The sequence below is a fragment of the Sporosarcina sp. QA0331 genome (genome assembly GCF_055808055.1).
Genome location: NZ_CM147850.1, coordinates 1,167,706 through 1,181,320 on the forward strand (window position 1 = coordinate 1,167,706; position 13,615 = coordinate 1,181,320).

Genomic DNA, 13,615 nt, shown 5'->3' on the forward strand with positions numbered 1-13,615 from the left:
GCAAGAGTGCTTGTACATGGTAAACTGAATTGAATGAATATTAGGGAAGGGGTTATTGGAATGGCAGTAGAAGTCTATCTGAATTTCAATGGAAACTGCAGGCAAGCGGTGGAGTTTTATGCGGAGGTATTCAATACGGAGAAACCTGAAATTATGACATATGGGGAGACTCCACAACATCCTGATTATCAACTGCCCGAGGAAGCTAAAAACTTGGTCATGCATACAAGGCTGAACATCAACGGAAGTAGAGTCATGTTCTCAGATACTTTTCCAGGCTCGCCTTTTATCGAAGGGAATAATATTAGCCTCGCCTTTGTCAGCAATGACATTGAGTTAATCAAAAATGCCTTCGATAAGCTGAAGCAAGGCGGAACTGTAGTGATGGATCTTCAGGAGACATTTTGGAGTAAAAGCTACGGTTCGTTGAAAGACCAATTCGGCATCGAATGGCAATTCAGCCACGAAGAGTGAATAATCGAAAGTAGAACGGCGGGAGATTGCTTCCCGTCGTTTTATTATTGCAATTTACGCGTCTAAAGTTGATCACTCCGCGTCCAAAGCAAGCCGTCGCGCGTCCAAAATCGTTAACTCCGCGTCCAAAGCAAGCCGTCGCACGTCCAAAGTCGTTAACTCCATGTCCAAAGCAAGCCGTCGCACGTCCAAAGTCGTTCACTCCGCGTCCAAAGCAAGCCGTCGCACGTCCAAAGTCGATCACTCCACGTCCAAAGCAACGTCCCGCGTCCAAAGTCGATCACTCCACGTCCAAAGCAAACCGTCGCGCGTCCAAAGTCGATCACTCCGCGTCCAAAGCAAGCCGTCGCACGTCCAAAGTCGATCACTCCACGTCCAAAGCAAACCGTCCCGCGTCCAAAGTCGATCACTCCGCGTCCAAAGCAAGCCGTCGCGCGTCCAAAGTCGATCACTCCGCGTCCAAAGCAAGCCGTCGCACGACCAAAGTCGTTAACTCCACGTCCAAAGCAAGTCGTCCCGCGTCCAAAGTCGATCACTCGGCGTCCAAAGCAAGCCGTCGCGCGTCCAAAATCGTTCACTCCACGTCCAAAGCAAGCCGTCGCGCGCCCAAAGTCGATCACTCCACGTCCAAAGCAAGCCGTCGCGCGTCCAAAGTCATTCACTCCACGTCCAAAGCAAACCCCTAGCCAGTCCATTCTTTCATCGAAATCCCGACAATGATACAATAATAAAAGACAATTGCCATTGTGAAAGGAAGACACATCTTGAAAATCAAAGAAATCGAAATCCATGCCATCAACCTGCCTCTACATGAACCCTTTATCATAAGCTACGCAAGATACGACACAATGCCTTCCATCATCGTCAAACTGACGACGGACACTGGTTTTGTCGGATATGGCGAGTCGGTTGCAGATGAGCATGTCACAGGCGAAAGTTGGGAAAGTACATATGCTGTCCTCAAAAATACGCTTGCGCCGAAGCTCATCGGCATGAATCCTGCTCAAATGGAAAAGATCCACGAGCGTATGGATGCAGAAATTTACGGAGTGCCAGCAGCGAAAGCCGCAATTGACATTGCTTGTTATGACGCAGTCGGAAAAGCGCTAGGTGTTCCTGTCTATGATCTGTTAGGCGGGAGATACCACGATGAATTCCCGATCACGCACGTACTGAGCATCGGTACGCCGGAATATATGGCCAAAGAAGCGAAACAGCGCGTTCAAGAAGGCTATCGTTCGTTGAAAATGAAAGTCGGCACCGCTGTACTGGAAGATGTGAAAAGAATTCAAGCAGTCCGCGAACGTGTCGGGGAGTCAATCGCTATCCGCATTGATGTAAATCAAGGCTGGGTGAACAGCTCGACAACGTTGCAAGCACTACGAAAACTTGAAAATTGCTCACTCGATTGGTTGGAACAACCGGTGAAAGCAGATGATATCGATGCAATGGTGGAAATCAAATCGAAAACGTCCGTGCCTGTCATGATTGACGAAGGCTTGCGCGGAATTCGTGAAATGAGAGAAATCATCGCCAAGCGTGCCGCAGACAAAGTGAATATCAAATTAATGAAATGCGGAGGCATTTATCCGGCAATGAAGCTCGCTCATATGGCGGAAATGGCAGGAATCGAATGTCAAGTCGGTTCAATGGTTGAATCGTCAGTCGGATCCGCAGCTGGATTCCACGTTGCCTTCTCGAAAAAAATCATGACGAGCGTCGAATTGACTGGGCCATTGAAGTTCAGCGAAGATATCGGAAACTTGAAATATGACGTTCCTTTCATTCGTTTGACGGAAAAGCCGGGCCTTGGAGTCGATGTGGATGAAGCTGTCTTGGAAAAACTGACTGTCTTTTCGGAGAAGGTGGTTGGATGAAGAAAGAATTAATCTTAAGAAATGGCCAAGAGGTGACGATTAGAGAATTGACTCTAAGTGACCTCGAATCAATTAAGGAATTGCAGGAAAAAGTGATCGCTTCCCTGGAAATCACTTCTTTTTTACAACCATTGTCCGACGAGGAATTCCGTTTCATATTAAACGGCAACGGTTCAATGATCGGCGCCTTTCATGACAACCGTCTCATTGCTTTTAGGGCGATGCTCGAACCGGAAATTGACGAACATCATTTAGGAAGAGATGCCGGCTTGCTGGAATCTGAACTTCCATTAGCGTTGTATTCGGAAGTGACAAATGTAGATCCGGAATATAGAGGGAATAGTCTACAGCGAATTCTTGGAGAACTCCTCATGGAGCATGTTAACAGAAATCGTCATCGTTATGTGTTCGCAACCGTTGCTCCTTTCAATATTGCAAGCTTGAAAGATAAATTCGCGTTAGGAATGCACATCATAAAATTAGAAAAGAAATACGGAAATCTATTAAGATACACATTGATGAAAAGTCTGTGTGAAGATGTAAAAACGGAAACGCTCACTGTTATGGTAGACATGTCCGATGTTATGAAACAGCAGTCGTTATTGGAGGACGGGTGGATTGGCATTGGCTTGGAAAAGGACGACGGAGCGTGGAAAGTGCAATTCCAAAAGGATGAATAAATGAAGTAAAACCGTACAGAGTGAAACCACTCTGTATTGTTTTTATAGTGAAAAAAGACTACTTTTATCATGAATGAAATACTGAATTGATCCTCCAGGGTACTTCCGACTGTTTTTTTACATTCTATCTACCTATATCTATACGGGTGATAGATAGTAGTTTATAATGTTGAAGGCTACTATTATAGGAGGAAAACAATGAGATATTCAGTAAGGAAAAAGTTGTGGACAGGGTTTTTATCTTTAGTCATTTTAATGATGGCTGCCGGAGTTTTGATGTATAGTACCATTCCATATATGAGTGATAAATACAACTTCCTAATTGATGACCGGATGGAAAAAGTCATTTTACTGGAGCAGCTTGCAACCAACCAAAACGAGCTTTCGAACGACATACGTGGATATTTACTATATAAAGATATCAATTATTTGAAAAACCGACGGGAACTGCTGGAATCATTTGACGACAAAGTGAAGAAGCTCGACGAAGCATTCCAAGCAGAAGAAAGCCAGGCAATATTGGATGAATTAAAGGCTGCTGCAGCTCAGTATCAAAAGCTTACTGATTCCACTATTGCAGCTTACAACAGTGGACGTGAGGACATTGCGATTGAACTGGCTGGACAGGCGGAAGTTCATCAGACAGCGATAACAGAAATAGCGGATCAGTTGATTGACCTTCAACGTTCTGAAATGCTTCAAACAAAAGCTGAGATAGAGAATACACTGAAACAAGCAGGTCTCTTCTTAATTGGGATTCTTGTCCTTGTAGCAGTTTTAAGCATTATTATCGCCTTTGTCATCAGCAGAATGATTACGAAACCTGTAACGAAAATGACTTATGCATTAAAGCAGCTAGCTGATGGGAACTTTGCGATCGATCCTTTGTCTATTAAGAATAAGGATGAAATCGGAGACATGGCGACAGCATTCAATGACATGACGTCTGATCTACGTACAATCGTTACGAATACACGAGATTCCGCGCATCAATTAGCCGCACAGGCCGAGCAATTGACGGCAAGTTCCGAAGAAAGCCTTGCCGCTTCAGAAATGGTTGCTGAGATTGCTGAGAAGAATCTAGTGGCAAGTGAAATGCAAGTGAATCTTGTGAATGAATCCTCACAAGCAATGGGTGAAATGACAGGCGGCATCCATAAAATTACCGAAGATAATGAAGCGATGCTTTCGTCATCCAACGAAGTATCCCGGCTTGTAGGAGAAGGCGCGGATCTTATGAAAAATGTAAATGACCAGATGTCCGCCATATCTGCAACGATCAGCGAATCTGCCAACGTCATCACTGACTTGGCCGTCCATTCGGAAAAGATCCGTAATGTCACGGGTCTCATAACAGGGATTGCCGAGCAAACGAACTTGTTAGCATTGAATGCCGCCATAGAGGCGGCACGGGCTGGTGAGCAAGGTAAAGGCTTTGCTGTTGTCGCCAATGAAGTACGGAATCTTGCCGAGCAATCGAAGGAGTCTGCTGAAGAGATAGGACGGATGATCGACACTGTCATTCAAAATGTCTCAAAGGCTGTGGACAGGGCAGAAGCTGGCAACGAACGTGTGCAAGAGGGCGTCGGCATCACCGAGCAGGCTCATGCTGTCTTCGATCGAATTGAATTGGCATCGCAGGATGTCAGCAATAAAGTCGAAACGGTTTCTGCTGCTATTGAACAAATCCGCTCGATGGCGAGTCGAGTGACAGATGGTGAGAAGAAGGTGCATGAACTTGCCGTCCAGGCATCTGCTGAAGCTCAGTCAACGAGCGCCGCGACGGAAGAACAACTAGCTTCCAATCAAGAAATAGCTTCAAGTGCACAAACACTTTCCGAAGTCGCAGAAAAACTGCAAAACGATATGGGACGTTTTACAGTATGATAAAATCTCCACGCCAAACAAACGGCGTGGAGATTTTTTATTTAAAGAAGGCATCTCTCTTATCAAATAATTGCAATTGATAATCGTTATCACTTACTGTATAGTGGATAGTAAGAATACAAATAATTGAAAAAGGGGAATATATAATGCAAATCTATTGGACGAAAATAAATAAGATTATTGAAGAGACTCCTGAAGTTAAAACGTACTTGCTCGACTGTCCGGATGGCCTTACTTGGGAAGAAGGCTCTCACATCCACTTGGCACTGGAAGGTTTTAATGCTGGGGATAAACCAAACCGTAGCTTGATCCGCCACATGTCCATCTCCACGTTGCCGCTTGAAAACTCAATCGGCATTACAACACGCATCAAAGAGCAGTGCTCTGAATTTAAATCGACGTTAAGAAATCATAAAATTGGCGATGAAGTTGCCATATTTAAAATCCATTCGAATGTACCGCTGAAAAGAGAAGACAAAAATGTGTACCTACTCTCTTCAGGTGTCGGATTGGCAACTTTCAGACCGCTCGTACTCGATTATTTCGGCCGTGCTGATAATGTCAATCAAATCCATTCCCTGAACATCGATTCAACAAAAGACTACTTATTCCCTGATGTTTTTGCACCTGCAGCTGATAAGAAGTTCACAGTCCAGTTCGTCGATAATCGTAAAGACTACTATGAAGAAGTGAAAAACCTTGCTGCAGATAAGGATGGCCTCTTCTATGTTGTCGGCAGCGACGAATTCCTCGTACAGAATATCGAAGTGCTACGTGAGCAAGGCATTAAACCGGAACAAATTATGCTCGACAAGCGTGAACAGCAACGGACTGAATTTTTCCCTGTTGAATTGTCAATGTAAGAAAAATTGCTTAAAAACAAGTATGTCCCCGTTTTCAAAACGGGGCTTTTTTAATTTACGTGAAGTATGATTATAATGATTCTGAATAAATCATATTGCCTAAAACATCCCATAATGGTACAATCAATTTCTGTTTCAATTTAAACCCCAACATCTCATCTAGAAAAGCAGGACGCAAAATACGCAAAACGGAGGACTGTCTATGCAGAAACATCCCGATTTTGAGTTCGAATTGCAGCGCCTTGACTACACGAAGCACTACATGCAAAAGCTCTTGGAAGAGTCGATGCGTGATGTGCAATCCTCGCAAGATGAAATCCGACATGCGATGGCCGACTTGGACTACTTGGATTCCAGTTTAAGCTACATCAATATTTTGACGAACACCCGATTTTTTGAAATGGCCCGCTCCCAAAAGGAAGGGCTTGAAGCGATTCAGCAAAAGCCTTATTTCGCCCGCATCCATTTCCAGACGGAAGGGGAGAAGGATGAGTTCCTTTATATAGGAAAAACATCCGTCTTTCATCAGGAAACCCAGGAACCAATCATCGTTGATTGGCGCTCACCTGTCGCGAATGTTTACTATGATGGCAGACTAGGAGACTTGACGTATAAAGTGCGGGGCGAAGAAATTAGCGGACATCTTTTTTCGAAACGGCAGTACAAAATCGAAGAAGGAGAATTGCTGGACGTCCTTGATATTGATTTAACGACGAATGATGAACTGCTTCAGGAAGCATTATCAGGGAAAGCGGATGTCCGTTTAACGGAAATTGTTTCAACAATCCAAGCGGAGCAAAACGAAATCATCCGGGCGAATTTGAAGCAGCCGATCATTGTTCAAGGCGCAGCGGGCAGTGGGAAGACGACGATCGCCCTTCATCGGATTTCCTATTTCCTTTATACGATGGGAACAGATTTTCCTTCGGAGAAGCTGATGATTTTAGCTCCTAGCCGATTGTTCATGGAATATATCGGTGAAGTGCTGCCTGAGTTAGGGGTCGGGCGGATATGCCAAACGACATTCGCCGAATACGTCCTCGAAGCTACAGGACTGAAACTGAAATTAGCAGATCCGAATAAAAAGCTGGAGCTGTTGACCGCAGCTAAATCTGTAGATGAAGAACAACTTTTCATTGCACGCATGAAAGGAACGCTTCACTATCGTAAAATCATGCAAAATTATGTAGATAAGCTGGAACAAGAAACAGCGGCCCTCTTTGAAGACGTCTATATTGAAAAATACCGAATTATGCGGGCAACCCGTTTGAAGAAGTTATTCCTAGAAGACTTCAAATATATGCCACTTGAAAAAAGGATCGAACGTATTAAGCTCATTATGCAGAGTGAAGTGATCCGAAAGCGAAAACAGCTGTACAAGCTCTTATCCGACAAATATGAAGAAGCGCTCGATAAAGCGTTGTATGGCATCCGTGACGATGAGAAGCGGAAGGCACGTATTACGAGGGTCATGGATGAGCGTGACGAACGACTTCCTTCTATAGAAATGGAAGGGAAGAAAACTGTTTCCTCTTACATGAAGAGGTTTAAAAAGTTCAATATTAAAAAATTGTACAGGGATTGGCTAACAAACCCTCAATTACATAAAGAACTGGCATGCCACTGGTCCGATTCGGAAAGGGATGCTTTTTTTGCCGCTCATCAAAAAGAGTCATGGGAGACGGAAGACTTGGCAGCCCTCTATTTTCTACACGCGAAGTTGAAAGGTGTAGCCGATAAATGGAAAATGCGCGTCGTTTTCATTGATGAAGTACAGGATTACAGCGAATTTCAGCTGGCCGCATTGCAAGACGGATTGGAAACGGATATGTTCACGATGGTCGGGGATCTGGCACAAGGAATCCATAGCTATCGAGCGTTGACTTCATGGGAACCCGTTCAGGAAATGTTCCCGCGGGCCACTTATACAACATTGCAAAAAAGCTATCGGACGACAATCGAAATTATGCAGTTGGCAAACAAGGTTCTGGAGCAGATGGAAGAGGATCTTCCGCTTGTCGAACCGGTTGTCCGCCATGGAAGAGAGCCGGAGTTTTACGAAATGCAAACACTTGATGCATCCAAGGTGAATGAAATTCATAAAGCGATTATAGGCAGGGGACATCGATCGATCGCTTTAATTTGTAAAACAAGGAAAGAGGCTGCGACTATCTTTGAATATCTTGAAAAAGCCGGCTTACCTGTCCAATTGTTAGGCGAGGACTCCGACATAAACGGCGACTGCCTGTTAATCGTGCCAAGCCATTTATCAAAGGGCTTAGAATTCGACGCTGTCATCATCGCCGCTTTCGATGAACCATTCCGTGACCATCCGATCGATCGGAAGCTGTTATATGTCGCAATGACAAGACCGATGCATGAATTGCATTTGCTCTCAGACTCGTTGCGACCATTAATAACACCGAAAAACGCATAAAGTAATCTAGAAGCGCATAAATCAAAGGAAAAACCCATAAATGAAGAAAAGCACGCATAAAGCTTTCCAAAAACGCATAAATCGTTTTAAAAGCTCATAAACCGAAAATTTCACGCATAAATCATAAATACATTCTCGGGGGGAGAATTAATTGCCGAATCCTTTTCATCATTTAGCAAGAGGGATATTCATAAAGAATAATCAAGTTTTGCTTGCGCAAGCCATTGGAGAAAAAAATACATTTTTACCGGGCGGCCATATTGAATTTGGCGAAAGTGCAAAAGATGCATTGGTAAGGGAAATTGAAGAGGAACTAGGTATAAGTTGTACAGTAATTAATTTCCTTGGTGTAGTTGAACATAAATGGGAGAGAAAAGGCGTTATGAATTGCGAAGTAAATCAGGTGTTTCAAGTTGCTTGCGAAAAACTAACCGCAAGTATGAATCCACAATCATGTGAATCCCATCTCCGATTTTTCTGGTGCAGTGCAGATGATCTGGATAATTGTAACCTACAACCGTATCCTTTTAGGCATCTGTTAAAAGATTATATGAACGGAAAAAAGAACACCTGGTGGGAAAGTACATTAAACTATGAAATTGAAGATTCGAATAGAAGTTAGAGTATTAGGTGACTCATCTAAGGAAAATAGTAAATGGGAAAACGCATGGGTATATATAAATTCATGCGTTTTTAATTTGCCTAACCTATAGTGTGTAATGACAGCCTATGAAATAATCTTCAAGTCCCTCAAACTTTTTCAATATGAATCTCGAATATACTTATAGGCAAAGATATTGGAAAGCATGTGATCAATGAATGGATAACGACCTACGCTGGATCAAACAGATAAAGAAGAATGCCAGTGAGTCTGCGGCGAATAATCTCGTCTCGAAATATTACAAGGAGATGTATGCTTTTCATTACAAGCAGACGCTCGATCCGGATCTGTCCATGGATGTAACGCAGGAACTATTCATTGCTGTCTTGCAATCTATTCATGCATACGACCCAAAAAAGTCGTCATTCAGGACGTGGCTATACAGGATTGCCTCAAACCGCATTGTCGATTATTTTCGCTCGAGACATTATCGGTATGCACAATTTACTCAGCCAATCGAAGACATCCATCAGGAAGTGGAAGATGAATACAATCTGGAGATCGAGCTTGAGCATAAAGAACAATTCGAACTTGTAAATTCAGTGGTGAATCGGCTTGACGCACATTCTCAGCAAATCATCCGATTGAAGCTATTTGGCGATTATACGTTGAAGGAGATTGCGGCTATTGAAGCAATCCCTTTATCTACAGTTAAAACGAGATACTACGCAGCATTGAAATGGATCCGTAAAGAAATGGAGGTGGAGAACATTGAAGAAAGATAAATTCAGTATCCCAATGCCAGACGACAACACTATTGACAGGCAAATCAGTCAAATTGTCTCACAAGGTTTAGTGAAGAGAGAAACTTTTTCATCCTATCTACATTCTATGGTGCAACAAGTCGGATGGCGGCATCTGTTTTCAGATCGATTGGAGCTCAGCTTCATTGTATTAATCGCCATCGGATTATACAGCCTATTTCTCATCATACCAATTCATGGCGACGTGCAAAATCTGTATGCGTATATTTTCCTTTTATCACCGATTCTGTTCCTTGCCTTTTCGATCTGTACGTATATGAATAAAACACAGAATGCCACTTATGACGTGGAAATGGCGTGTAAATTCAATGTCTATCAAGTCATCGCCTTCCGTATGCTATCGTTCAGTATTTCTACAATGATACTGAATACGGTTGCGATTGCATTCATTGCCATGAAATACGAGGAAATCGAATTCATCCGTGCGTTCATGATTTCCGGCACATCACTGTTCTTGTTCTCGATCATTCTTTCGATCGCCCTCATGAACCGAAGGACAAAAGGGATTGTCATAGTGACAATAACAGTATGGCTTATAGGGAACAACATCTTGAGATCGGTCAATAACGAATTTTACAATGGAGTGCTTCTTCATTTGCCAGTATTCGTCTATGCAGTTGTTCTGCTCAGTTGCCTGATCATTTATATGAACTACTTGAAAAAGCTAATTATCTTCAAGCAGACGGAAGGGGTATTGTAATATGTTAGTCGTGAAAGATGTGAGCAAGCGATATGGCGATTTTACCGCATTGCAGCAGATCAATTTGGAATTCAACACGGGTCTTTATGGATTACTTGCCCCAAATGGAGCAGGAAAAACAACGCTGATCAAAATGCTGGCAACCTTAATTACGCCGAGTGAAGGGGAAATCCAGTATAACGGAAAAATCATCCTCGAGATGGACGAGCAGTACCGTGAACTGTTAGGATTTTTGCCGCAGCAATTCGGTTACTACAAAAACTATTCGCCAAAGCAATATATGCTGTATTTAGCGGCGTTGAAAGGGATCGGAAAAAAAGACGCCCTACAAAAAATCGATGAACTTTTGGAGAAAGTAGCGTTAAGTGATGTTGTGAATAAAAAAATGAAAAAATTCTCCGGTGGAATGATACAACGTGTCGGCATCGCCCAAGCATTGCTGAACGACCCGAAAATCCTCATTTTGGACGAACCGACAGCAGGCCTTGATCCGAAAGAAAGAGCACGCTTCCGACACTTGCTCACTGAACTCGCCCGCGAACGACTTGTCATCATTTCAACGCATATCGTTTCGGATATCGAGTCGATTGCGAATGAAATCATTATGATTAAAAACAAGCAGTTGCTTTACAAAGATTCAGTGGAAGAGATTTGTGCAACACTTAATGGCAATGTGTTTGAAACAACAATAGATTTTGAGGGGTTAGAAGCATTCCGGAAAAAGTACGTCCTTCTTTCTGAAAAGCAGGAGTATGGCAAGATGATCGTTCGATTTATCCACAAAGGAGTGCCTGAAGTGGAATGGAATTCCGTTCCGCCGCAACTTGAAGATGTGTTCCTTTACGAATATCGCGATGAAATCGAAGGGGAACTATGATGCGCATGATTATCAATGAATGCAAGAAGGCATTAACCTCGCCTATCTTGATAGCCCTGTTCATTGTCTTTTCCGCCTTTAATATTTTCGTCATCATCAGTTCCTCCGACCATAAAGAAGAATTGAAAATGGTTAATGAAATTATCGACCAATACGGCAGGGATATTACCGACGATTCGTTGGATCGATTCGAAAGTGACGTTCATATCGACTTGGAGGAATTAAACAGAATGACAGCATCAGAGTTTGCGAGTGTCTATGAATTTCTTGACGGCTTGCGGTTTGAGGACCGAGAGAAATATAACGAAAAACAATGGGAGTTTTTCAACCGACTGCAGCTTAAAGAAATGTATTTGAATATGGCCAAGTCAATTGATGAAAGCTATGGGGAAATTGATATGCAGAAAATGGCTGAAGCAGAAATTATAAAGTATGGCCTTAGTGGCAAATCTGCCGAAACACTTCAGCATGAATACGAGAAATTCTCCGAGCGGTTTGAGGAAATGGTGAATAACGGCGAGCATAAGCAATGGTTTTTCGCAGGGAAAGCATATTTCATGCATAGCTTTCTATTCAAGACGGTTTTCCTGCATATCATTATCGAAGCTCTTATCTTGATCGTCCTGACGACTGCATTGATTACAACGTATGAGTTTGAAAGCAAGACACATCTAGTTGCGTATGCCACAAAACGCGGCAGAAGGCTAATGAAGAACAAGCTTTTAGCGTCTTTAATGGTTGCGACAATTATTGCAGTTTTCCTTTTCGCAATCACACTTGGTACGTTTTTCACTGTCTTTGATTACTCGCATGTATGGCAAACATCCACTAGCAGCGCGTTTAACTGGGAATACAATTTCCCATATGTCGCTTGGTGGGATCTATCTGTGGGGGCCTTTTTAATCGGGGTCATTGCACTCGTGTTCATCGTGTTATTGCTTTTTGTCGGATTGACTTTTGCAATATCCATCATGGTGAAAAACAGTTATATTAGTTTCTTTTTTATGGCAGCCCTATTTGTTCTCATGTGGCTACTACCAAGCTTCATGCCAACTTCATCAATCCTGTTATTCGTTTTTGCATATACATTACCGACATTACTATTGGCAATCGGATCCTCGTTCATGGGAAGCAGCGGTTTGATCATGTTTAAAAACTTTGAATGGATGACAATCAGCTGTTGGACGATTATCACGATTGCAGTCAGTTTCATGTCATATAAACATTTCAAAAAGATCGATTTTTCGTAAGGAGGTGCAACAATGAGGATTTTATGGAATGAAATGAAGAAGATTTTTACGTGGAAGACGATGTTATTGCTGTTATTTATCAATAGCGTACTTTATTTTTTATTGATTGAGTTTTACATTGAGCATTTCCCGAATGGAAGTGAAGTTTATTCGTACAACATCGGAGTTGAAATGGTAGAGAAATATGGCGCTACGATGGATGAAAATGAATTTATTGATTTCGAAAAGGTGTACGAGAAAAAAGTAGAAGAGGCAAATCAGTATTTGCAGTCTAGGGGGGATTTTATAGCAGAAGGTTTAGGTACATATGAAAAATTCCAAGCATATGATTGGCAAAATTCATCACAAAAGGCGAGCAGCCTTCGAAGTGAGGTTTTCTTCGAAAGTGACATTGATCTATTTTGGGAGTTACAAGAGTTTGAAAGACTGATTGACTTTTATAATTATAGAAAAAGTATTCCCGATGTAGTTACTGATAATCAGCGAGCACGTTTACATGAATTGATTGCAGAAGAAAAATTCGGAGTTTACACGGAGATAGCAATGAGCAATTTCAAACATTTCATTGCCAATGTTGGCGCAGCTATCCTTTTCAGTGTTGTGTTAGTCATTTCGCCGATGATCTTAAAGGACCGATCGAGAGGGCTCCTTCCATTACAGTACACTTCGAAAAAGGGAAGAAACCTTTTAAAGACAAAACTCCTGGCAGGATATATCGCCACATTCCTTGTGATAACTGGATTGCTGGCAGTCTATTTCAGCTTATATTCTTTGAATAATACGTCTATGTTTTTCAAAGTTCATGTCAACACATTTATTGCGAATGAATCTTGGTATGATCCTACTTTTTTCCAATTCATCATGCTATGTGTCGCCGCAATTTACTTGATCGGATTCATTTTCGTAACGCTTTCAATGAGTTTCTCAAATGTTGTTCCGAATTTAGTCTCCTTAATCGGTATTCAAATTCCGTTCATAGTCGGCTTCCTTATTTTCGGACTGAATCGATTATTGCCAAATATTATCCTTATCTGGAACCCAAAATGGCTAGCCCCTATATCTTACGGCAGCATAACAATCATGTGCTTTATTATTGTTTACTGCCTTGTGAAGCGCGAGAAAAAGATGGATATTTTGATCTGAAA

The 13,615-nt window shown here is 42.4% G+C and carries 13 protein-coding genes; 12 read left to right on the forward strand and 1 reads right to left on the reverse strand.

The window, feature by feature from the left end; translation table 11 throughout:
• Window positions 1–60: 60 nt before the first annotated feature.
• Window positions 61–474 (forward strand): VOC family protein, encoded by a 414-nt coding sequence (locus AC0L13_RS05550; RefSeq protein ID WP_473644787.1) that lies wholly within the window; start codon window positions 61–63, stop codon window positions 472–474.
• Window positions 475–629: 155 nt separating this feature from the next.
• Here AC0L13_RS05550 and AC0L13_RS05555 read toward each other — a convergent pair whose 3' ends face one another.
• Complete coding sequence (locus tag AC0L13_RS05555; RefSeq protein ID WP_473644789.1) at window positions 630–1,265, reverse strand: hypothetical protein; 636 nt, start codon at window positions 1,263–1,265, stop codon at window positions 630–632.
• Here AC0L13_RS05555 and AC0L13_RS05560 point away from each other — a divergent pair.
• From AC0L13_RS05560 to AC0L13_RS05610, 11 genes are all read left to right on the forward strand, one after another.
• Window positions 1,239–2,351 carry a mandelate racemase/muconate lactonizing enzyme family protein gene (locus AC0L13_RS05560; protein ID WP_473644791.1) on the forward strand — a complete coding sequence of 371 codons (1,113 nt, stop codon included), beginning with the start codon at window positions 1,239–1,241 and terminating at the stop codon, window positions 2,349–2,351. The genes AC0L13_RS05555 and AC0L13_RS05560 overlap by 27 nt on opposite strands.
• The gene (locus tag AC0L13_RS05565) at window positions 2,348–3,031 is read left to right on the forward strand and encodes a GNAT family N-acetyltransferase (RefSeq protein ID WP_473644793.1); all 684 of its coding nucleotides are present in this window, start codon (window positions 2,348–2,350) and stop codon (window positions 3,029–3,031) included. The genes AC0L13_RS05560 and AC0L13_RS05565 overlap by 4 nt, the downstream gene beginning before the upstream one ends.
• 198 nt (window positions 3,032–3,229) lie before the next feature.
• A complete protein-coding gene (locus AC0L13_RS05570; RefSeq protein WP_473644795.1) occupies window positions 3,230–4,918 on the forward strand; it encodes a methyl-accepting chemotaxis protein in 1,689 nt (562 codons plus the stop codon).
• 146 nt (window positions 4,919–5,064) lie between these two features.
• Entirely contained in the window at window positions 5,065–5,781 is a 717-nt protein-coding gene (locus tag AC0L13_RS05575; protein ID WP_473644797.1) for a dihydropteridine reductase, read from the forward strand.
• A gap of 202 nt (window positions 5,782–5,983) precedes the next feature.
• Window positions 5,984–8,218, forward strand: a complete 2,235-nt coding sequence (gene helD, locus AC0L13_RS05580) for an RNA polymerase recycling motor HelD (RefSeq protein ID WP_473644799.1) — start codon at window positions 5,984–5,986, stop codon at window positions 8,216–8,218.
• A 151-nt stretch (window positions 8,219–8,369) separates the two neighbouring features.
• A complete protein-coding gene (locus AC0L13_RS05585; protein ID WP_473644800.1) occupies window positions 8,370–8,840 on the forward strand; it encodes an NUDIX domain-containing protein in 471 nt (156 codons plus the stop codon).
• Between the two features lie 197 nt (window positions 8,841–9,037).
• A complete protein-coding gene (locus tag AC0L13_RS05590) occupies window positions 9,038–9,604 on the forward strand; it encodes an RNA polymerase sigma factor (protein WP_473644802.1) in 567 nt (188 codons plus the stop codon).
• Complete coding sequence (locus tag AC0L13_RS05595) at window positions 9,591–10,343, forward strand: hypothetical protein (RefSeq protein ID WP_473644805.1); 753 nt, start codon at window positions 9,591–9,593, stop codon at window positions 10,341–10,343. The genes AC0L13_RS05590 and AC0L13_RS05595 overlap by 14 nt, the downstream gene beginning before the upstream one ends.
• A 1-nt stretch (window position 10,344) precedes the next feature.
• Complete coding sequence (locus AC0L13_RS05600; RefSeq protein WP_473644807.1) at window positions 10,345–11,220, forward strand: ABC transporter ATP-binding protein; 876 nt, start codon at window positions 10,345–10,347, stop codon at window positions 11,218–11,220.
• Window positions 11,220–12,470, forward strand: coding sequence for an ABC-2 family transporter permease (locus tag AC0L13_RS05605; RefSeq protein WP_473644809.1), 1,251 nt, complete (start codon window positions 11,220–11,222; stop codon window positions 12,468–12,470). The genes AC0L13_RS05600 and AC0L13_RS05605 overlap by 1 nt, the downstream gene beginning before the upstream one ends.
• A gap of 12 nt (window positions 12,471–12,482) precedes the next feature.
• The gene (locus tag AC0L13_RS05610; protein ID WP_473644811.1) at window positions 12,483–13,613 is read left to right on the forward strand and encodes a hypothetical protein; all 1,131 of its coding nucleotides are present in this window, start codon (window positions 12,483–12,485) and stop codon (window positions 13,611–13,613) included.
• Window positions 13,614–13,615: the final 2 nt, after the last annotated feature.

Coding starts and splice junctions, on each gene's coding strand:
- AC0L13_RS05550 (WP_473644787.1), top strand. CDS start 61: ATGGCAGTAGAAGTCTATCTGAATTTCAATGGAAACTGCAGGCAAGCG.
- AC0L13_RS05555 (WP_473644789.1), bottom strand. CDS start 1,265: ATGGATTTCGATTTCTTTGATTTTCAAGATGTGTCTTCCTTTCACAAT.
- AC0L13_RS05565 (WP_473644793.1), top strand. CDS start 2,348: ATGAAGAAAGAATTAATCTTAAGAAATGGCCAAGAGGTGACGATTAGA.
- AC0L13_RS05570 (WP_473644795.1), top strand. CDS start 3,230: ATGAGATATTCAGTAAGGAAAAAGTTGTGGACAGGGTTTTTATCTTTA.
- AC0L13_RS05575 (WP_473644797.1), top strand. CDS start 5,065: ATGCAAATCTATTGGACGAAAATAAATAAGATTATTGAAGAGACTCCT.
- helD (WP_473644799.1), top strand. CDS start 5,984: ATGCAGAAACATCCCGATTTTGAGTTCGAATTGCAGCGCCTTGACTAC.
- AC0L13_RS05590 (WP_473644802.1), top strand. CDS start 9,038: ATGGATAACGACCTACGCTGGATCAAACAGATAAAGAAGAATGCCAGT.
- AC0L13_RS05600 (WP_473644807.1), top strand. CDS start 10,345: ATGTTAGTCGTGAAAGATGTGAGCAAGCGATATGGCGATTTTACCGCA.
- AC0L13_RS05605 (WP_473644809.1), top strand. CDS start 11,220: ATGCGCATGATTATCAATGAATGCAAGAAGGCATTAACCTCGCCTATC.
- AC0L13_RS05610 (WP_473644811.1), top strand. CDS start 12,483: ATGAGGATTTTATGGAATGAAATGAAGAAGATTTTTACGTGGAAGACG.